At 55.8% G+C, this 20,478-nt stretch carries 18 protein-coding genes and 1 tRNA gene; 8 read left to right on the forward strand and 11 right to left on the reverse strand.

The genetic code is table 11. The features are described 5' to 3' along the window. The first annotated feature begins 42 nt into the window (after positions 1 to 42). The gene (locus tag NP590_RS15650) at positions 43 to 927 is read left to right on the forward strand and encodes a LysR family transcriptional regulator (protein ID WP_256603557.1); all 885 of its coding nucleotides are present in this window, start codon (positions 43 to 45) and stop codon (positions 925 to 927) included. On the opposite strand, the gene NP590_RS15655 is transcribed toward NP590_RS15650, so the two are convergent. Then, entirely contained in the window at positions 924 to 1,835 is a 912-nt protein-coding gene (locus NP590_RS15655) for a carbohydrate kinase family protein (protein WP_256603559.1), read from the reverse strand. The genes NP590_RS15650 and NP590_RS15655 overlap by 4 nt on opposite strands. A 183-nt stretch (positions 1,836 to 2,018) precedes the next feature. On the opposite strand from NP590_RS15655, the gene NP590_RS15660 reads away from it, so the two are divergent. From NP590_RS15660 to NP590_RS15670, 3 genes are all read left to right on the forward strand, one after another. Next, positions 2,019 to 2,258 (forward strand): OadG family protein, encoded by a 240-nt coding sequence (locus tag NP590_RS15660; protein ID WP_256603560.1) that lies wholly within the window; start codon positions 2,019 to 2,021, stop codon positions 2,256 to 2,258. A 94-nt stretch (positions 2,259 to 2,352) separates the two neighbouring features. Beyond that, on the forward strand, positions 2,353 to 4,170 hold the full coding sequence (oadA, locus tag NP590_RS15665; protein ID WP_256603561.1) for a sodium-extruding oxaloacetate decarboxylase subunit alpha: 1,818 nt from the start codon (positions 2,353 to 2,355) through the stop codon (positions 4,168 to 4,170). A 58-nt stretch (positions 4,171 to 4,228) separates the two neighbouring features. Beyond that, positions 4,229 to 5,356, forward strand: coding sequence for a sodium ion-translocating decarboxylase subunit beta (locus NP590_RS15670; protein ID WP_256603562.1), 1,128 nt, complete (start codon positions 4,229 to 4,231; stop codon positions 5,354 to 5,356). 245 nt (positions 5,357 to 5,601) lie between these two features. Here the strand turns inward: NP590_RS15670 and NP590_RS15675 are convergent, their stop codons facing one another. Together NP590_RS15675 and NP590_RS15680 are read right to left on the reverse strand one after the other, a co-directional pair. Next, positions 5,602 to 6,117 carry a DUF2062 domain-containing protein gene (locus tag NP590_RS15675; RefSeq protein WP_256603563.1) on the reverse strand — a complete coding sequence of 172 codons (516 nt, stop codon included), beginning with the start codon at positions 6,115 to 6,117 and terminating at the stop codon, positions 5,602 to 5,604. Positions 6,118 to 6,223: 106 nt separating this feature from the next. Next, positions 6,224 to 7,513, reverse strand: a complete 1,290-nt coding sequence (locus NP590_RS15680) for a PepSY-associated TM helix domain-containing protein (protein WP_256603564.1) — start codon at positions 7,511 to 7,513, stop codon at positions 6,224 to 6,226. Positions 7,514 to 7,627: 114 nt separating this feature from the next. Between NP590_RS15680 and NP590_RS15685 the strand changes: the two genes are divergently transcribed. After that, positions 7,628 to 9,901, forward strand: coding sequence for a DNA internalization-related competence protein ComEC/Rec2 (locus NP590_RS15685; RefSeq protein ID WP_256603565.1), 2,274 nt, complete (start codon positions 7,628 to 7,630; stop codon positions 9,899 to 9,901). 2 nt (positions 9,902 to 9,903) lie between these two features. On the opposite strand, the gene NP590_RS15690 is transcribed toward NP590_RS15685, so the two are convergent. The 4 genes from NP590_RS15690 to NP590_RS15705 form a co-directional block, all read right to left on the reverse strand. Then, complete coding sequence (locus tag NP590_RS15690; RefSeq protein ID WP_256603566.1) at positions 9,904 to 10,356, reverse strand: roadblock/LC7 domain-containing protein; 453 nt, start codon at positions 10,354 to 10,356, stop codon at positions 9,904 to 9,906. A gap of 20 nt (positions 10,357 to 10,376) precedes the next feature. After that, complete coding sequence (locus tag NP590_RS15695) at positions 10,377 to 10,787, reverse strand: roadblock/LC7 domain-containing protein (RefSeq protein ID WP_256603567.1); 411 nt, start codon at positions 10,785 to 10,787, stop codon at positions 10,377 to 10,379. A 194-nt stretch (positions 10,788 to 10,981) separates the two neighbouring features. Further along, positions 10,982 to 11,530, reverse strand: coding sequence for a V4R domain-containing protein (locus tag NP590_RS15700; protein WP_256603568.1), 549 nt, complete (start codon positions 11,528 to 11,530; stop codon positions 10,982 to 10,984). Between the two features lie 21 nt (positions 11,531 to 11,551). Further along, positions 11,552 to 12,292, reverse strand: a complete 741-nt coding sequence (locus tag NP590_RS15705; RefSeq protein ID WP_256603569.1) for an OmpA family protein — start codon at positions 12,290 to 12,292, stop codon at positions 11,552 to 11,554. Between the two features lie 427 nt (positions 12,293 to 12,719). Here NP590_RS15705 and NP590_RS15710 point away from each other — a divergent pair, with 427 nt between their 5' ends. Next, entirely contained in the window at positions 12,720 to 14,231 is a 1,512-nt protein-coding gene (locus NP590_RS15710) for a methyl-accepting chemotaxis protein (RefSeq protein WP_256603570.1), read from the forward strand. Positions 14,232 to 14,233: 2 nt separating this feature from the next. On the opposite strand, the gene NP590_RS15715 is transcribed toward NP590_RS15710, so the two are convergent. The 3 genes from NP590_RS15715 to NP590_RS15725 form a co-directional block, all read right to left on the reverse strand. Continuing rightward, the gene (locus NP590_RS15715; protein ID WP_256603571.1) at positions 14,234 to 15,118 is read right to left on the reverse strand and encodes a fructosamine kinase family protein; all 885 of its coding nucleotides are present in this window, start codon (positions 15,116 to 15,118) and stop codon (positions 14,234 to 14,236) included. Next, positions 15,115 to 15,723: a Uma2 family endonuclease gene (locus NP590_RS15720; RefSeq protein ID WP_256603572.1), complete on the reverse strand. Its 609-nt coding sequence runs from the start codon at positions 15,721 to 15,723 to the stop codon at positions 15,115 to 15,117. Before NP590_RS15720 ends, NP590_RS15715 begins: the two co-directional genes overlap by 4 nt. A gap of 281 nt (positions 15,724 to 16,004) precedes the next feature. Next, the gene (locus NP590_RS15725) at positions 16,005 to 17,666 is read right to left on the reverse strand and encodes a glutamine--tRNA ligase/YqeY domain fusion protein (RefSeq protein WP_256603573.1); all 1,662 of its coding nucleotides are present in this window, start codon (positions 17,664 to 17,666) and stop codon (positions 16,005 to 16,007) included. 210 nt (positions 17,667 to 17,876) lie between these two features. On the opposite strand from NP590_RS15725, the gene rpoH reads away from it, so the two are divergent. Next, positions 17,877 to 18,731 (forward strand): RNA polymerase sigma factor RpoH, encoded by an 855-nt coding sequence (rpoH, locus tag NP590_RS15730; RefSeq protein WP_256603574.1) that lies wholly within the window; start codon positions 17,877 to 17,879, stop codon positions 18,729 to 18,731. A gap of 55 nt (positions 18,732 to 18,786) precedes the next feature. Next, positions 18,787 to 18,871: transfer RNA gene (locus NP590_RS15735), tRNA-Leu, on the forward strand. 250 nt (positions 18,872 to 19,121) lie between these two features. Here the strand turns inward: NP590_RS15735 and NP590_RS15740 are convergent. Next, on the reverse strand, positions 19,122 to 20,435 hold the full coding sequence (locus NP590_RS15740; RefSeq protein ID WP_256603575.1) for a TRZ/ATZ family hydrolase: 1,314 nt from the start codon (positions 20,433 to 20,435) through the stop codon (positions 19,122 to 19,124). Positions 20,436 to 20,478 lie beyond the last annotated feature (43 nt).

Genomic DNA, 20,478 nt, shown 5'->3' on the forward strand with positions numbered 1-20,478 from the left:
CGTATGCCGAAAATATAAACTTTGGGTTTATAGTAGGCGCCCATGGATAAATTCAACAACATGCAAGTGTTTTGCCGGATTGTCGAGCTGGGCACGTTTTCCGCCGTTGCCAAGGAAATGAAGCTGTCGACCATGATGATCAGCAAATACATGGCGCAACTGGAAACGTCGTTGGGGGTGGTGCTGTTGAACCGTACCACGCGCAGTTTGAATCTGACCAGCGCCGGCGAAGCTTATTACAATCGCGGCAAGCAACTGCTGGAGGATTTGGCGGAGTTGGAGGCTTCAACCGCGCAATTGGGCGAGCGGGTCAAGGGCCAGATTAAAATCAGCGCGCCCATTGATTTTGGCGGCATATACATGGTGCCGGCCATTGAGCGGTATTTACAGCAATTTCCGGAAGTCAAGGTGTTGATGAGTCTGGATAACAAGCCGCCGAATTTGCGCGACGGCAGTTTCGACGTCTCTCTGCTGGTGACCGATAAACTGGATCCCGGGGTAGTGGCGCGCAAGATAGCCGAGACCGAACTGGGTATCTATGCCGCGCCGGCCTATCTGGACGAAAAAGGTTGCCCCAATACTCTGGAGGATCTGAGCCGGCACCAGTGTCTGCATTATATGGACACCCCGCACGGCGATTTCTGGTTGTTTAACGTGGACGGCGAGGCGAAGAAGATCAAAACCGAATGGGTGCTGGCTTCCAACAACGGCAGGGCCTTGTGTCAGGCGGCGGCGCTGGGCATGGGTATCGTGCAGGCGCCGCGCTTGTCGGTAGTGTCTTATCTGCAGAGCGGTGAACTGGTGGAAATATTGCGCGATTACCGGCGCCCGGCCTTGGCGATTTATGCCACTTATCTGCAACGGCGGTTTTACCCGGCCAAGCTGACTACCTTTATCGATTTTTTGTTGACTTATTTCGAGCGTTAACATCCTGTGTGCTTGCGCCAGTGGGACAGTAAACCTTGCAGTTGCTCCCGGTTGGGCAGGCCGGGTCTGGCGCCCATTTGGCTGCAGCAAAAGGCGCCGGCCGCGCTGGCGAAATGCAATATATCCGGCCAAGCCATTTGCGCCGCGAGGGCGGCCGCAAAAGCGCCGTGAAAGGCGTCGCCGGCCCCGGTGGTATCGACCGCCGTGATGGGCGGCGCCGGTAGGGCGCCCTTTTCCGCGCCGCGTTGCCAGATCAGGCCGCGTTCGCCCAGGGTGACTACTACGTTGGGCGATAGCGCGGCCAGCAGGTATAAGGCGGTTTGTTCGTCGCCGGCATATTGCAGGGCGAATTTCTCGGAACAGACCAGATAATCGACCCTATCCAGCAAGGCCTGGGTGCCGGCGTGCAGGGAGCCCGCGTCCAGCACGCTTGGAACGGCTCCGCCGAGTTTTGCCAGTAAAGCTAGCGACAGTTGGGGTTCGTGGCCGTCGAATAACACGGTTTTTGTCTTGACGTCACTGAAATCGATGGCGTCGGCCGGCAGGACGATGGTATCGCCCTTGTAATTGAGCAGGGCGCGCTTGCCGTCGGGTTTGACCAGAATAACGGACAGCGGCGTCGGCGATGTGCCGCGGACAATCAGGTCCGTTGCCACTCCGGTCCGTTCCAATTCGGCGTGATGGCTGTCGCCGTAGACATCGCGGCCAAGGTAACCCGCGAAGGCGGAGCGATAGCCCAAACGGGCCGCGCAGACCGCCGCATTGGCGGCCGGTCCGCCGCCGCAGCCCAATAAATGGTCGGCAAACAGTTTTTCATCTTCGCCGGGATGGCGGGGTACCGAGAATACCAGATCGTAACTGGCGTGGCCCAGGCAGAGTACGTCCAGGCAGGGGCGGGTGGTGGGCATGCGGGATTTCCGTAAATCGCGGTTAAGGGGGGGAATCGTTCAAGCTCGGCATTTTAGTCCCGAATCCTCTGCCAGCGGCGATAATTTTGCCGGTTGCCGCGTCCGTGGCGGACTTGGCCGATTGTTTAATCGGGTGCTTTTGGGGATAATGGCCGCGGGTTAATAATTTACGGTTGAATCATAATGAATGAACTGATGTCGTCCGGAATCGAGCTGATGCTGCTCGGCATGGGGATAGTCTATAGTTTCTTGGCGATGTTGATCGTTGCCATCAAGCTCATGTCCGCGTTGGTGTTGCGGTTTTTCCCGGAAATGTCCGCCGGCCGGCACGCCGGTACCCATCATGGCGACGATTTGGGCACCATCGCCGCCATCAGCGCGGCAGTGCAACAATACCGTAAAAAATATCAAAAGAACGATTAATCCGTGCCGGGGGCAATTCCGGCTGAAGGGTAAAACAAATCACCCACCAGTCAAGCGCATCCCGATCCAAAAGGCAGCTTAAGGAGAAACAAGAGTGGCAAAGGTAACAAAACCTTTAGGAATTACAGAAGTCGTGTTACGCGACGCGCATCAGTCTATTCTGGCAACCCGTCTGCGTATCGAAGATATGCTACCGATCTGCGACCAGATCGATCAAATCGGTTATTGGTCCGTCGAATCCTGGGGTGGCGCGACGTTCGACGCCTGTATCCGCTATTTGGGTGAAGATCCCTGGGAACGCCTGCGTTTGCTGAAAAAAGCCATGCCCAACACCCGCCAGCAAATGCTGTTTCGGGGCCAGAATATTCTGGGTTACCGGCATTATGCCGACGATGTGGTCGACAAGTTTGTCGAGCGTTGCGTGGTCAACGGTATTGACGTGTTCCGGATTTTCGATGCCATGAACGACATGCGCAATATCGAGCGGGCGGTCAAGGCCGTGCTGAATACCGATGCCCATGCCCAAGGCACCATCTCTTACACCACCAGTCCGGTGCACACGATTGCCAAATGGGTCGAACAGGGCCGCATCATCGAAGACATGGGCGCGCATTCGATCTGCATCAAGGACATGGCCGGCTTGTTGACGCCTTACGATGCCTATGAACTGATCAGCAAGCTGAAAAAAGCCGTCTCGATTCCGATACACATGCAATGCCACGCCACCACCGGCTTGAGCGTCGGCACCTATATCAAGGCCATAGAAGCCGGTCTGGACAATGCCGATACGGCGATTTCGTCCTTGAGCATGACTTACGGCCACAGCCCCACGGAGACCATAGTCGCCAGTCTGCAAGGCCAGCCCAACGATACCGGTCTGGATTTGGTCAAGCTGGAAAAAATCGCCGCCTACTTCCGCGAAATACGTAAAAAATACGCGCAATTCGAAGGCAGCCTGAAAGGCGTGGACGGTCGTATTCTGGTCTCGCAAGTACCCGGCGGTATGTTGACCAACATGGAAAGCCAGTTGAAAGAGCAGGGCGCGGCGGATAAATTCGACGAAGTATTGCTGGAAATACCCCGCGTGCGGGAAGATTTGGGTTTTATTCCGTTGGTGACGCCCACCTCGCAAATCGTCGGCACCCAGGCGGTATTGAATGTATTGGCCGGCGAACGCTATAAAAATATCAGCAAGGAAACCGCCGGCATTTTGAAAGGCGAATATGGCGCGGCTCCGGCCCCGGTCAACAAGGAATTGCAGGCCAGGGTACTGAACGGTGCCGAGCCGATTACCTGCCGGCCGGCGGATTTGTTGCAGCCTGAAATGGACAAACTGGTGGCCGAAGTCAAGCGTAAAGCCGAGGCGGAAGGCGTCAAACTGTCCGAGTTCGTCGAAGAGGACGCCTTGATCGACGGCATGTTTGCCCAAGTGGGCTGGAAATTTCTGCAAAATCGCGGAAATCCCGCCGCGTTCGAGCCGGCGCCGAATCCCGATGCCGCCGCTGCGCCCGCCGAGGCGGCCAGCCCGAAGACTACGGCAGCTCCCGTTTCCGGTCCCACCGAAATGTATACGGTCAACGTGGATGGCCGCAATTACAATGTCGCGGTCGGCCCGGCCGGGTCCAATATTTCCGTACAGGCAGCGGCGCCTAGTACGCCGGTCGGTCCGGATCTGGTCATCACGCCGCCGATTATCAGCGGCCACGGCGTGGTGGTATCGCCCTTGGCCGGCGTGGTATTGAAAGTGAATGTCAATGTAGGCGCCCACATCGATGAAGGCGATGTAGTGATGGTGATGGAGGCCATGAAAATGGAAACCGAGATTCGCGCCAAGGTGGGCGGCATCGTCAGCGCCGTCAATGTCAAGCAGGGTGACAGCGTGGCGGTTGGCGACGTGTTGGTCACCTTATGACAATGCATGCGGCGGACTTCCGGTTCGGCGTTTCGACTGAAATAAACAAAGATCATTCATGGAAAATTTAATACTGTTGTGGGAAAGCACCGGTCTTTACAACTTTACCGGGCCGCAAGCCATCATGATGGCGGTGGGTTTTCTGCTGCTGTTTTTAGCAATTAAAAAAGGTTTCGAGCCCTTGCTGCTGTTGCCTATCGGTTTCGGCGCCATATTGAGCAACATTCCGGTGGCCGGCATGACCGAAGAAGGCGGTTTGCTCTATTACCTGTACGGCGGCATTAAATCCGGCATGTTCCCCTTGCTGATTTTCATGGGCGTGGGGGCAATGACCGATTTCGGTCCCATGCTGGCCAATCCAAAAACCCTGTTTTTAGGTGCGGCGGCTCAATTCGGCATCTTCGCCACGCTGTTCGGGGCGCTGGCCTTGAACGTGATACCGGGCATGGATTTCAACTTGAAGCAGGCGGCGGCCATCGCCATCATAGGCGGCGCCGACGGCCCCACGGCCATTTACGTGGCGTCGAAGCTGGCGCCGGAGTTATTGGGGGCGATTGCGGTGGCGGCCTATTCTTATATGGCCTTGGTGCCGCTGATTCAGCCGCCCATCATGCGGGCCTTGACCACGGTTGAAGAGCGCAAGATCGAAATGCAGCAACTGCGTTCCGTCAGCAAGACCGAAAAAATCATCTTTCCGTTGATGCTGATCGTACTGACGGCTTTGCTGCTGCCGTCCGCCGCGCCCTTGATCGGTATGTTTTGCCTGGGCAATCTGATGAATGCGTCGGGCGTGGTGGATAGGCTGAGCAAGACCGCCCAAAACGAATTGATCAATATCGTTACCATCTTTCTGGGTCTGTCGGTGGGTTCAAAGTTGAGCGCCGACGCGTTTTTGCAAATGGAAACCCTGGGTATTCTGGGTCTGGGTGCCGTGGCATTTTCGATAGGCACCGCCAGCGGCGTGATCATGGCCAAAATCATGAACCGTTTCAGCAGCACGCCCATCAATCCGCTGATCGGTGCCGCCGGCGTTTCGGCCGTGCCGATGGCGGCGCGGGTGGCGAATAAAGTCGGCCAGGAAAGCAACCCCTACAACTTCTTGCTGATGCACGCCATGGGCCCCAACGTGGCCGGCGTAATCGGCTCGGCAGTCGCCGCCGGCGTTTTGTTGAGTCTGATTCGTTAAGCTGAAATTCCTTGACTTGAGGCAGGGTGGGCAAATTTGCCTATCCTCCTAGCGGTCGTTATCACGGAGGTTGTCGTAAAGGACAAATGTAGGTTGGTGTAGCGTAACCCAATAAAATCAAAATCTTGGGTTCATGCCGCGCTTTTCGAAATCCTCTTCGGGCGGAACATGAATATAAGGATCCATGCATGGTCGCGATGACGGCCGCGTAGTCCCAGACAAAAACGGATTTCGTATTGGCTGCCTCAACTTCCGGCCCGGGCCTGTTTTCTGGCATTCCAGCGGTGGGCTACATGCCAGCGCCAGAATGACTTCATGCCGAAATAACCCAACGTCGAACAGGTAACGCCCAGTACTAGGCAGCCGAACAGAAAGGGACCGCCGATATCAGCCATGCTGGAAAATACCGTGTCCAAGGAAAATTCGCCGTCGAAGTGGGGTTTGTTCAATAGCCAGATGCCGACCCGGTAGGCAAAATAGAACAAAGGTGGCATGGTGATGGGATTGGTGATCCATACCAGCGCAACCGAAATCGGCAGGTTGGCGCGCACGAACAAGGCAACCGCGGCCGCCATGGCCATTTGGGTAGGGCTTGGTACCCAAGCGAAAAACAATCCGACCGCAAAAGCCAGCGATACGGAATGCCGGTTCAAATGCCACAGGTTGGGATCGTGCAACCTGTCGCCCAAAAAATGCAGGCTTTTGATGGTTTTGATTTTTTCAGGGTCTGGCAGGTATTTTTTTATTATTTTTTTTGGCATTGAGCTACTCTGTTAGTCGAACTGTGCGCGGATTCTAACAGGTTTTAGCCCAGTGGGATTTCCAGCGCCGTAATATTTGCCGCCGCGCTTCAAGGGGGCGGGGCGGTCATTTTTTCGCCCGGTCAAGATATTCGGCCAATTTCCGAATGGCCAGAATCACCAGGGGTTCCAGCGTTCGCATCAGCTTGGTATGCAGACGATTTGAAAACGCGGTCAGCGTTTTGCCGGCCGCGCGGCAGAGTTCCGGGAGATCGATGTCTCTGTCCGCTATCAGTCCCTTGCGGAACAGCCAATAGCTCAGGCCGCTCAACCAAAGTATTAGTGGGGTCAGGCCGGCAAAAAACAAGAGCGGGCGGCCCCAGTCGCCGAATGCTTCGCCGGTGTGTAGCGGCCATTGCCAGCTGGTAAAGGTTTGGCCGGCGCTGAACAGGCTGGGATTGCTGACGCTTCTGATCTGGCCGCTCCAGCGGTCGACCCAGACATTGGTGAAGGGGTGATGCTGATTGAGCTCGCGATGTTGGCGCAAGTTAATGCGATAGGTTCCTAGTTCACCGGCCGGAGTGCTAACCCGGCGTACCTCGGAACTGGGAAATAGGCCGCGCGCCACCAACACTGCTTCCTCTATCGAAATAGGTCTGTCGTTGGGCTTGGAGGTACTGGCGACATTGGGACCGGCATCGCCGTGCCCCATGCCGCTGGATGCGGTCAGGGTTTCCAGCAGTTTGGGGTAGGCCAGATGAAAACCGGTGAAAGCCAGCAGCAGCAAAAAGCCGGCGCTGAACAGGCCCAGCAGGCGGTGCATGTCCTGCAACAAGCGCATCAGGCCGGCATTGTGCCGCAAGGCAAAGGCTTTAGATAAACGGCTGAAACCCGGCCACCAGAGATATAAACCGCTGGAAACCGATAGCATCAATAGAACCGCCAGTGCCGCAACCGCGTTACGGCCGAAGGCTTCCGCCCGTAGTTGGGTATGTAAATCGAGCAGCCAAGTGGTCAGCGTTTTACCCCAGAAGCGGCTGTTGATGACCTCGCCGGTGTAGGGATTGACGGCTACCATCAGTGGGGCGTAATAGGCGTCCACGCTTTCGGCGGGCTTTTCGAACCAGGCGGTGATGGTGCCGCGTGGGGTACGGGGCATTTCCAGGGTCCAGGCCCCATGCCGGTTTGGATGGTGTTTGCGAACTTGAGCCAGAATTTTGTCCAGGGACAGAGCTTGGGCTTCGGTTTGCTCAACCGCCAAGGCCGGGTTAAGCAGGAGGTCGATTTCTTCCCGGTACACACTGAGGCTGCCTGTTAAACCCATCAGGGCAAAAAACAAACCGAACGATAAGGCCAGATACAGATGGCATTTGAGCCAGATGGCCCGGGATAAACTAAAACGGAAACGTGATGGCATGAATGGCGACGGGATAAAAATAAGCGGTAAGCAAGGCAATAGTGCCGCTCAGTTTACAGCGGCGGCCGGGCAAGTACAAAATCCAGGGCCGGAATTTAAACGGTTGGTACCGGCATGCAAATCCTGAGTTTCATTGCCGGTATCGCCTGGGTGCAGCAATGGATCAGGCTGCCCAACGCTTGGGAATGGGGATGTTTGCTAGGGTTGGCGGCATTGTTGGCACGCCGTCGCCACTGGCATGCTTGCCTGTTGATTTGCGGTGCCATCTGGGCCGGCGCCTATGCAGATTGGCTGTTGTCCGACAGATTGGCGCCGGCGCTGGCCGGCAAGGATACGATAGTGCGGGGATATATCGCCGGCATACCGAAATCGGCGGATAACCGGGTCGGTTTCGATTTCAAGGTGACTCGCGCCGACCCCGGCGTGCCGGATAAATTGCGCCTGAATTGGTACTATCCGCCAGGGGATCTGAAAGCCGGGCAAGCCTGGGAATTGACGCTCAGATTGCGGCGGCCGCATGGGCGCGCCAATCCCGGCGCGTTCGATTACGAAGCCTGGTTGTTCGCCAATCATATCGGCGCCACCGGTTATGTGAGGGCCAAACCGCAGCCCGTTCGGTTCGACCCGCCGTTTTCCGTCGCCCGTTATCTGGCCCTGAGCCGGCAGGCCATTGCAGACCGTTTGGATAGTCTGTTACCCGGCAGCGAACAGTTGGGGGTTGTCCAGGCGCTGGTCATCGGTTCTCAGGATGCCATTAGCCAGCGGCAATGGCGGGTGTTCAGACAGACCGGCATTGTGCATCTGATGGTGATTTCCGGCGCGCATATTAGTCTGGTGGCGGGCGGGGTGTTCATGATAGTCCGCCGATTCTGGGCGCGCCTGGGATTTCTAGCTGTATCCCCGCAAAACGCGGCGGCCGTGTCGGCATGGTTGGCCGCGCTATGCTATGCGGCATTGGCCGGCTTTTCGGTACCGGCTCAACGCGCGCTGGTGATGCTGACGGTAGGACTGTTGGCGCTGGTTTGGCAGCGTAATGTGGCTATCGCGCGGGTGTTGTCGATTGCCTTGCTGTTGGTGGTGGCGCTTGACCCGCTGGCGTTGTTGTCGGTCGGGTTTTGCTTGTCTTTTGCGGCGGTCGGCTTGTTGGTGTATGTCTCGTCGGGCAGATTGGGCCGCGCGCGATATTGGCGCCGGACCGGCCAAGTACATGTTGCCATGGCCGTGGGCTTGGCGCCGCTGCTGATGGTATTTTTTCAACAGGTTTCCCTGGTGGCGCCCTTGGCCAACTGTGTGGCGGTGCCCATCATCGGCTTGCTGGTGGTGCCATTGTCATTGCTGGCGGCAGGGGCGGCGTTCCTTTCGGCGGATCTGGCGTATTGCTTGGCGTGGCCCGCCGAGCGCCTGTTGCATGGCTTATGGTGGGTGTTGCAACAGATGGCGGCTTGGCCGTTTTCCGCGCTGTTCACCGGCACGCCGCCCTGGTACGGCTTGCTGTTCGGCGTATTGGCCGTGCTGTTGTTGTTGGCGCCCAAAGGCATGCCGGGCAGGTATTTGAGTCCTATTTTACTGTTGCCGCTTTGTTTTGCGCCGGTGGAAAAGCCGTCCTCCGGCGAAATCCGGTTTACCTTGCTGGATGTGGGGCAGGGCTTGGCCGCGGTGGTGCAAACCGAGCGGCATGCCCTAGTGTTCGATACCGGGGCAAAATTCAGTCAGCAGGCCGACATGGGCGAATCGGTGGTACTACCTTTCTTACGTTATCGCGGCATCGCTCAACTGGATGCCTTGGTGATTAGCCATGGTGATAACGATCACAGCGGAGGCGCGGCCGCCGTGATGGCTGAAATTCCGGTAACGGCGATCTATAGCAGCGTGCCTGATTGGGCTTCGCAAGCCGGCGGAATATACTGCCGGGCCGGGCAGCATTGGCATTGGGATGGGGTTGATTTCGACATGCTGTCGCCTGGAACCGAGCCTTTCGGCAGCGAAAACGACAATTCCTGTGTGCTGAGCATAAGCAACGGTCGGTTTCGTTTTCTGTTGACCGGCGACATACAGCAAAGCGCCGAGAGCTGGCTGGTGCGGCGTTATGGTTCGAGCTTGGCCAGTTCCGTGCTGGTGGCGCCGCACCATGGCAGCAAAACTTCATCCAGTAGCGGGTTTTTACAACAGGTCAGGCCGGAGTTGATTTTGATCCCGGCCGGCCACGGCAATCGCTTCGGTTTTCCGCACGCCGCCGTGTTGCGGCGATACGCGGCGATGCATATCAAAAGTTTCACAACCGGGCAGGCGGGGGCAATCGATTTGAAAACCGACGGCGCAACGATGGAACCTGATTTGATGCGGCAACATTCCCGTCGCTATTGGACCGACGATGCGGTGGCAAAATGAATTCAGGGCGGGGCGATATTGCGTTGCAGCGCGGCGGCCAGATTGATTTCCTTGCGGCAGGAAATGCACAGTACCAACGGTCCGACGTTCAGCATGGCCAGCTTGTTCTTGGTGCCGACAATGACGATTTGTTCGACATCGCCCAAGCCGAGCAAGGCCGCGCCTTGTTGGGCCGCGCGCGCGCTTTCCTGAACCGTGGCGCCGAAGGCGTCGATGGCGGATACGTCGGCGGACCGGGCCAGAATCAAACCGTCGTGATAGGCCGCGCAACTGGAAATGCCCTTGATCTTGCCGACCTGATTGACTAAAGCCTGCACGGCATCGATAAATTCGGCGCGTTTTAAACGCATGTTTTCGCTGACATTGACAATGTTGCTGGCGGATGGCCGTTGCGCCCGGGCGTATTGGTCGGCCAGACGATTCAACGCCGCCAATTGCGATTGAAACCAATGCATAGTGTCGGTGGGGAGTGGGTTTAGTGGTTGAGGTAATTGCTAAATAATTTTTTCAGTACGGGAATGGTTTCCTTCAATTCGAAACGCACCCTGCCCAACAAGGCATCGCGTTGAGTGACCAAGGCCAGCATAAAGCCGGCTTCGACCGGCGTGGACAAGATGAATCCCTCGGCATTTTCGCAAATTACCATGTTGGTGACGTGGTGGCCGACGTGTTGGGCGGCCCGGGCGGCCGCGCCAAACACCACCTGTACCGAAGCGCCGATCGCATCGGTATTGATTTCCGAATCGCGCTGAATATGGGTGACGAAGCCGTCGCTATCGACAATGGCCGCGGCGCTGACACCTTGTATGCCCATCAAGTTGCGCAAAATGGCGTCAATTTCGCCGGATTGCGATTTGCGGGGGTCGAGCGGATGAATGTTATTCATGGGGTTCTCCTGAATGCGTTTGTTATCGTGATCCCGCTTAATTCTACTTTGTCACATTTAAAAACCGCCGTAATGCCCGCCTGGAAGCGGGCATCCAGCGCCATGAATGGCAGGCTTCGGTCCATCCATGGCGCCTGGATTCCGGCAATCCCTGCCGGAATGACGAATTCCTTTTAGAATCTGACAAAGTAGAATTAAAGTAAATCGACCCGGATCAAACAGGTTTTATCGCCGAGCGCATTGCATTTGGTTTCCGTCGCCTTCACGTTTCGGTTAAAAAAAGTTTTCACAATGCCGCCCACCATGCCGGCTTCGAAATGGCAAATCGGCGCCGAGACATGATGAATGCCGGCGCAAGAAACGCACTCGTCAACCCGCAGTTCCAATACGCCGGCACTCAAATCCACTCTATCCGGCACCACCAGACCGATGCTGAGCTGGCGGCATAACAGCTTTATTTTGCCGACGTAGCTTTCCAAATCCTTGTCGACGTTGGCCGCCGCCAACTGACCCATCGCCAGACCCAGGCTTTGACCGGAATGGTAAACCAGCGACGGCGCGCCCTGTCCCAGTATGTCTTCGACGTTGGAACCCAAGGCTACCATGCGCAAGGCTTGGAACAGCCGGATCGGAATCATCGGCCCCAGGTCGCGGCGATTTTCGATGTCAAACTCGCCGGAAATGATGCCGTCCAGAATTTGTTGCTGGGCGATTTGGTAATCGGTTTTTTGCATGTGTGGCATGGCTAGTGTCCTATGGAGTGATTACTGATCCAGGCAAATCAATTCGACCCGGCGGTTTTTGGCGGCCCCGGCGGGTGTGTCGTTAGCCTCTACGGGATTATCCATTCCGTCCGATGCGACGATTATTTGCCCGTCCGGGATACCGTTGGCGGATAACAGATTTTTAACGCTATTCGCTCTCGCCAAGCCTATTTGCCTGTTGATTTCGGCGGGGCCGTAATTACAGGTGTGACCGGTTAACTTGATGATATTGGAACAGGTTTTAGCCGCTTGGATTAAGGCTGCTTTCTCGGAATTGCCGAGCAGCCTCAGCCTGCTGGAGTCGAACTTGAAATGAACGGTAAATAAAACCGCGGATGGACTGGCGGCGCTTACTTCCCCGGCGATATTCGGGGGAGGTTCGGCTTGCTGGGCGGAACTGTTCTCGGCCAACACGGGCGGCTCCTGAGTGGCGGGTGGCGCAGCCGTTTGCGGGCCGGCCAAATTTTGCGGCGGATTTTCCGCTGCGGTGTTATCGCTTGCCGGGGCCGGGCTTTGAGTCGGCGGCGGGGAAGGAGTGGTGTGATCGGATTGCAGGGCCAACGATTGCGGAAGGTGTGCTTGCTTGAGCTCGAGAAGCAGGAAGGCGCCAATCAGAGCGGCGGCCGTTAAGGTGTAGGGCCAGCGTGAGCGGTACCATTTGGGCTCGGCTACGGAAATGTCCGGAATTTGCAAAATCCCGTCCAGACCATCGTAATCAATTGAGCGTTGCTTGTTTTCCATGCCAATCGGCCACCATTTAAAATCGGTCTCTGGAATTATAGTCTTTAATGAAAAAGTGATAAACCTCGCATTTTTGCAAGATTTTTCTGAAATTTCGCGCCTGCCTGGGCTTAAAAATAATGTTGCGACTAATGTGGTTATTATACAAGGAGTTAGCCCGTCGGCTGTTGCGCCGGATTGCCTTGGGTGACGCTTAGGCGTAAAAACGGCTTGTTGAAATGTTCGCAAAAATCGATCAATCAAGCCGGCGGCTCGACCGGGATGGGTACTATCATGCAAACCCGGAAGGCTGCGGGGCAGGCTTGAGCGGGACTATAATCCAGCCAGCGCCATGCGGCTGGTCCCGCAGGATGGCGTTGCGATAGGGCGATAGTAGTCGGGTATTAAATTTTGTTTTCCGCGCGCAATCATTTATGGAGTAAGCGAGATGAGCACGATGAAGGTCAGAACTCGTTTGGGACTGGGATTTGCCAGCGTATTGTTCTTGTTGGCGCTTATTGCGGGGTTCAGCATTTATCGCATGAACGGCTTGCTGGCCGATATCGATGATATGGTCAACGACAAATTTCCCAAAACGGTGTGGGCCAACAACGTCATAGGCGACATCAATGTGATGGCCAGAGCCATGCGCAATAGCTTGATCGTCAAGGACCGGGAAACTATAGGCAAGGAATTGGCGCGCCTGCGGGAGTCCAGGAAAAACATTGGCGCCAATCTGGTCAAGTTGAAAGAACGCATTCATACCTCCGAGGGGCTGGCGATATATCAATCCGTGGTCGCTAGTCAAGAGGCCTACCAACTTGCTCAAAACGAATTCATTGCTTTGGCCGATCAAGGCAAGCAGGACGAGGCCACCCAGTATTTATTGACCAGCATGCGCAAGGTACAAACCGATTATTTCGACAATGTCGGCAAGTTGATCGACTATCAAACCCGATTGATGGAAGATTCCGGCGCGCAAGCTCGAGAAATGGTCAGTGCCGGCGGTACCATCATCAAAATCCTTGGTCTGATGTCGTTGCTGATTGGCTGTCTGGCGGCCTTCATCATTACCAGAACCTTGATGCGGCAATTGGGCGGCGAGCCGGATTATGCCGCCGAAGTCATGAAAACCATTGCGGCTGGCGATTTGTCGGTTGATATTGCCTTGGAGCAGGACGACCGGGCCAGCCTGCTCTACGACCTTAAGATGATGCGCGATCAGCTCCGTCGGGTGGTCGAACAAGTGCTATGCAATTCGGCAGCCCTGACCAGCGCATCGAAGGAGGTCAGCGCCACCGCTCAGGCCATTAGTCAGGCCACCACCGAGCAGGCCGCCAGCGTCGAGGAAACGACCAGCGCGATTGAGCAATTGAATGCTTCGGTGCAACAAAACTCGGAAAATGCTCGAAGAACCGGACTAATGGCCGATAAATCGGCCGAAGAAGCCAAGCTGGGCGGCGCAGCCGTTACAGAGACCGTGGCGGCCATGAAGCATATCGCGAAAAAAGTCGGCTTGATCGAGGATATTGCGTATAAAACCAATCTATTGTCGCTCAATGCGGCCATTGAGGCCGCCTCCGCCGGCGAGCACGGTAAAGGTTTTGCCGTAGTGGCGGCCGAAGTCGGAAAGCTGGCTGAAAGCAGCCGCATAACGGCCGAGGAAATCAACGAATTGGCGTCCAATAGCGTGGCAATCGCCGAAAAAGCCGGCTCCCTGATTGGCAACGTCGTGCCCACCATCGCGCAGACTTCGAATCTGGTTCAGGAAATCAATGCGGCCTCCACGGAACAAGCCACCGGCGTCGATCAAATCGGCGATGCGATGCGGCAACTGGACAAGGTTACGCAACAAAATGCGGCGGCTTCCGAGGAAATGGCGGCAACCGCCGAGGAATTGAACGGGCAGGCCGAGCAGTTGCAACAAGTCGTCGGCTATTTCAAATTGGCGAGCGCTTGATCTTAACCCAGTTCGGCCAGCAAACGATCCATCATGTTCTCGGCTTGGCGCTGATAGCCGCTGCCGAACAAATTGAGATGATTCAGGATGTGATAGAGATTATAAAGCGTCTTGCGGCTGGGGTAGCCGGCATCCAGCGGATACTCGGCCTGATAGGCGGCATAAAAATCCCCGCCGAAGCCACCGAATAATTCCGTCATCGCGATGTCGGCCTCGCGGTCGCCGTAATAGCAGGCCGGATCGAACATGACCGGATTGCCGTGTTGGTCCGCCGCGGCATTGCCGCCCCATAAATCGCCGTGCAGCAATGACGGGTGGGGGCGGTAAGCGCTGAAAAAGGCCGGAATTTTTGCCAGTAATTTTTCGCCCTTGCTTTGCAATTTGCCGCCGAAGCCGTTGTTTTCGGCTATTTGCAATTGCTTGCCCAAGCGTTGCTTTTGCCAAAAATCTATCCAGTCGGCTTGTTGCGCGTTAGATTGGGGTGTGGAACCTATCGTGTTATCGATATGCCAGCCGAAAAATGGCTGACTATGGGTATGCAAACGGGCTAGTTTTTCACCGAACAATGCGGCGCTGTTTCCGCGTAAGCCGGTCAATTCGAGGTATTCCAGCACCAAATATGCTTGACCACCGCATTGGCCGTGGTCTATGACCTTGGGCACGCGGACTTCGTTAAAAGCCGTCAATTCTTGCAGGCCGGCGGCTTCGGCGGCGAACATCGTCGCTAGCGAGGCCCGGTTGGTTTTGACGAACCAATCGGCATCCTCGCTTTGCAAGCGATAGGCCGCATTGATGTCGCCGCCGCCGACGCCGGACACGCGCGGGTTACGCAGCGCTTGGCCGGTGGTTTTTTGTAAATGTTGCAATAGGTCGGCGGAGAGTGTCATGCAAGGTGGCTCCCAGGTGGCGTAATTCGGTAGCGGGATGGCGACAGCTCTAATCCCAGACTGACTCGTAAATCCTTTCGATGGCTATCTCCAATTCCACCGAATGCAGCGGAATCACGGTGCCGTCGGTGTAAATCGCCATATTCCAGCCGTCGGCGGTCCGCCGATACACGCGCACGTCCATGCAGCTTTGGGCGACCAGCACGTATTCTCAGGCTTTCCAGTGCTTGGTACATGCGGTACTTGTGTTCTCGGTCGAATTTGGTGCTGAAGTCGGAAGACACTTCGACGACCAGTTTTGGTTGTTCCCGGAAATAAATGTCTGGCGCGGTTTCGCAGGTGACCATCAGATCGGGATAAAAATAGGCATCCGCCGCCGCGACTTTCAATTTCAGATCGGACATAAACACTCGGCACGGCGTGCCGCGCAGATGTTCCCGCAAGATAAAGGCAAGGTTCTGGGAAATGGTGTTATGGCTGTCGCTGGTGCCTGTCATCGCGAAAATTTCGCCCGCCACATATTCATGCTTGATAGGGCTGGATAGCTCCATTTCCAGGTAATCTTCGGCGCTGAGGTGGTTTACTTTGAGAAGTGGGACTGACATGGCAACTCCTGAAACATTCGAAGCAAGCAAGAGGCTGAGGCTATTGTTGATGGGATTGCGGATATTTGCAATCGACGAATTAGCTTCGCGGCTTAGGCGCGATTACGCCAATAGCCTGGTTTTCGGTTATGGTGCATGACGGCGACTAAGGATATCGCGTCGGACGAATGTCGATAAATTAGCCTAGTAGGGTACGCATCGCGTACCGTTCTTTGGTGTTTGATGATCGAATACCGTCGAAAAGGGTACGCAATACGTACCCTACACAATTGTCTCCAAAATCACTTCGCCCAACTATCCCGCAACGTCACCGTCCGGTTAAACACCAATTTCCCCGGTTGGCTATCCACAGAATCCGCGCAGAAATAGCCAGTCCTCTCGAATTGGTAGCGGGTATCCGGCGAGGCGTTGGCCAGGCTGGCTTCGACGCGGGCGGAGGTTACAACTTCCAAGGAATCGGGGTTGATGCCGTCGAGGAAGTTGTCCAATGTGTCCGGGTTGGGGTGGCTGAACAAACGATCGTAGAGGCGGATTTCCGCCGGCAGCGCGTGTTGCTCGGACACCCAGTGAATCACGCCCTTGACCTTGCGGCCTTCCGGGTTCTTGCCTAGCGTGGCTGGATCGTATGAACAGCGCAGTTCGACGACATTGCCGGCGGCATCCTTGATCACTTCGTCGCATTTGATCACGTAGGAGCCGCGCAAGCGCACCTCGCCGCCCGGCACCAGGCGTTTGAAGTCTTTCGGTGGGTTTTCCATGAAATCGTCCTGTTCGATCAACAGCACTTTGCCGAACGGCACTTCCCGGCTGCCCATCTCCGGTTTTTGCGGATGGTTGGCGATTTGGTAGGTTTCGGTTTTGTCGTCTTCCCAATTAGTGATGATGACGCGCAACGGCCGCAGCACGGCCATCGCCCGCAGCGCGCGTTCGTTGAGGTCGTCGCGGATGCAGGTTTCCAGGAAGCTCATTTCGATCCAGGAGTTTTTCTTGGTCACGCCGATGCGCTCGCAAAAATCGCGGATGGCTTCCGGCGGCACGCCGGCGCGGCGCAGGCCGGAAATAGTCGGCATGCGCGGGTCGTCCCAGCCGGACACGTGTTTTTCGGTGACCAATTGCAGCAATTTGCGCTTGCTGACGATGGTGTATTCCAGTTGCAGGCGGGCAAATTCGATTTGCTGCGGATGGCAGGGTGTTTTCAGTTCGTCCAGCACCCAATCATAGAGCGGGCGGTGGTCTTCGAATTCCAGCGTGCAGATCGAGTGGGTGATGCCTTCCAGCATATCCGACAAACAATGGGTGTAGTCGTACATCGGATAAATGCACCAGGCGTCGCCGGTGCGGTGGTGGTGGGCGCGGCGAATACGGTAAATCGCCGGGTCGCGCATGTTGATGTTGGGCGAGGCCATGTCGATCTTGGCCCGCAAGACATACTGGCCGTCGGCGAATTCGCCGGCCCGCATGCGTTGGAACAAGTCCAGGTTTTCCTCGATGGGGCGGTTGCGGTCGCGGCTTTCCTTGCCGGCCTCGGTCAGGGTGCCGCGGTCCAGGCGCATTTGCTCGGCAGAAGAACCGTCGACGTAGGCTTGGCCTTGTTTGATCAATTGCACCGCGTAGTCGTACAAGGTTTCGAAATAGTCGGAGGCGTGGTATTTGCCGGCCCATTGGAAACCTAGCCAGGCCACGTCGCGCTCGATGGATTCCATGTATTCGACGCTTTCCTTCTCCGGATTGGTGTCGTCGAAACGTAGGTTGCAAGTGCCGTTGTTTTCGGCGGCCAAGGTAAAGTTTAGGCAGATCGATTTGGCGTGACCGATATGCAGATAGCCGTTGGGTTCGGGCGGAAAGCGGGTGGCGACTTTGCCGTTATTTTTGCCGGAGGCTAAATCCTCGGCGATGATGTGTCTAATAAAGTTGGCTGGAACGACGGTTTCGTTGCTGGACATGTTTGGTTTTTTGTTATGAGGAAGGTATGACGCGAGATGTGTTCGCTGTTGCCGCATTTTACGAGTTTGGCCGTGGGTCGTAAAGCCGCGGCCCGGTCGCTTGAAGGAAGCCAAGTTTTGCGGAAGGCCGCAAAAAAAATTAAGCCAATTGTTAGCACTCTTGTATGGAGAGTGCTAGAATCGGCCCAACGATATTTTAGAGAGGTGGATATGAATAATATGTTGGCTTTGCCGATCAATTTGTCGGTCGGGACTTTTGACAGTTATTTGAGTCTGGTTGCCCGCATGCCCAAGTTGTCCGCCGAGCAGGAATACGACTTGGCCGTGCGTTATCGCGACGAGGGCGATCTTTCAGCCGCGCGTGAACTGGTCATGGCCAACCTACGCTTTGTGGCGCACGTGGCGCGTGGTTACGCCGGTTACGGCTTGCCGTTGGCGGATATCGTGCAAGAGGGCAACATCGGTTTGATGAAGGCGGTAAAACGCTTCGACCCCGACATGGGGGTGCGTCTGGTGTCTTTTGCGGTGCATTGGATCAAGGCCGAGATTCACGAATTCGTCATCAAAAACTGGCGTATCGTCAAGGTTGCAACCACCAAGGCTCAAAGGAAACTGTTTTTTAATTTGCGTAAACTCAAGAAGGATTTGAGTTATTTATCCGCGGATGAGGCACAGGCGATTGCCGAAAATCTTGATGTTGACGTGAAAACCGTTCTTGAAATGGAACGGCGCCTGGATGGTCGCGATGTGGGCCTGGAACCCGGCGCGGATGATGGCGATGATAACAGCGTCGCGCCGATTGCCTATCTGGAACAGCAAAATGCCGATCCGGCCTTGTTGCTGGAGAACAGCGATTGGCAGGATAGAAAAGAAGACTTGTTGATGAACGCCATGTCCGAGCTCGACGATAGAAGCCGGGATATTTTGGCCAGTCGCTGGCTGGTCGAAGAAAAGGCAACCCTGCACGAATTGGCGGATCGTTACAGCGTCTCGGCCGAACGTATACGGCAGTTGGAGCAGAATGCCATGAAGAAACTCAAGGCTGCGGTGGTATTGGCGGCCTAAACTTAAAAAAAATGTTGCAAAATTCCAGAAAGCATTTATAATGCACACTTTCTTTGCCGGGGTGGTGAAACTGGTAGACGCGCCGGATTCAAAATCCGGTTCCTTCGGGAGTGTCGGTTCGATTCCGACCCTCGGTACCATCTACTCTTCCAGAGTAGTCCAAAGAAATTTAAAAACCCGCTAGCCGCAAGGCTTAGCGGGTTTTTTATTGTCCGAAGGTTTGTCAATTCCGTGAAGCAAGCCGTACAACGAGGTGAATATGCCGCTCCGTTATTTTGCGAACGGGTTTTGGATCGTTGCCAATAAGCTTTCGCTTCCCAAGAAATTCGCCAAATGATGTTGTTCCGGGTCATTAAAACCGCGCATCACCAGATTTTAATCCACAGCCTCTCAAAACTCCGCCAGCCGCTGTTGCCAAATCGCCGCGCGTTGACGCAGGTCTTGTAAATCCAGCGTGGTCAGCTGGCGTTTGTTCAACAGCCGTTTGCCGGCTACCCAGACATCGCTGACTTGGTGGCGGCTGGCGGCGTAGACCAGTTGCGCCAGTGGGTTGAAGACCGGTTGGGTTTCCACCTCGCTCAAGTCCACCGCCACCACATCGGCGGCCTTGCCGACGGCCAGCGAGCCGATTTTGTCATCCAATCCCAAGGCTTTGGCGCCGTTGAGGGTAGCCATTTGCAGGGCCTGCATGGCCGATACCGCGCTGGCGTTGCCCGATACACCCTTGGCCAGCAGCGCGGCGACGCGCATTTCCGCCAGCATGTCCTGATCATTATTGCTGGCGGCGCCGTCGGTGCCCAGCGCCACGTTGATGCCGGCATCCAGACAAGCCGCCACCGGACAAAATCCGCTGGCCAGTTTTAAATTGGATTCCGGGCAATGCACGATGTGGCCGCCGGTTTCGGCGTAAAAAAGGATTTCTTCCGGGCTCAACTGCGTCATGTGTACCGCCATGAACGACGGCGTCAACAAACCCAATTCGTGTAAGCGCCGCAGCGGGGTGTGGCCGGTTTTTTGCCGCTGCTCTTCAACCTCATGGCGGGTTTCATGCACATGCATGTGTATGGTGGCATCCAGCTCGTCGGCAAACGTCAACATTTTCCGTAGCGGTTCGTCGGAAACAGTATACGGCGCATGCGGTGCAAACGAGGTGCTGATCAGGCGTTCGTGGCGCAAACCATCATGCAAATCCAGCGCCTTGCTCAAATACACATCGGCGTTTTCCGCCCACACAGTGGGAAAATCGAACACGATCAGACCGATATTGGCCCGGATGCCATGCGCTACTGCCTGCTGCGCGGCGATATCCGGAAAAAAATACATGTCGTTAAAACAAGTGGTGCCGCCGCGCAGCATTTCCGCAATCGCCAAATCGGTACCGTCGCGCACGAAGGCTTCGCTGACCCATTTCTGCTCGGCCGGCCAGATGTGGTTTTGCAGCCAGTCCATCAGCGGCAGATCGTCGGCTATGCCGGACAATAGCGACATGGCCGCATGGGTGTGGCAATTGATCAGGCCGGGAATCAGTACGTGGCTATCCAGATGCTCCACCGCGCGCGCTTGGTATTTTTCCGAGGCAGCGGCAGATTCCAGCAAATCGACGATTTTGCCGTCATCGACCACCAGACTGTGGTTTTCGTGGATTACCCCGGCCGGTTCAACGGGTATAATCCAACGCGCTTGAATAATGAGATCGACTTGCATGTGTCCGCCCGAAAAAAATGCCGATTATACCTATTCATCCCTT

The sequence above is a fragment of the Methylomonas subterranea genome, from assembly GCF_024505185.1.
In the GTDB taxonomy this organism is placed as follows: domain Bacteria; phylum Pseudomonadota; class Gammaproteobacteria; order Methylococcales; family Methylomonadaceae; genus Methylomonas; species Methylomonas subterranea.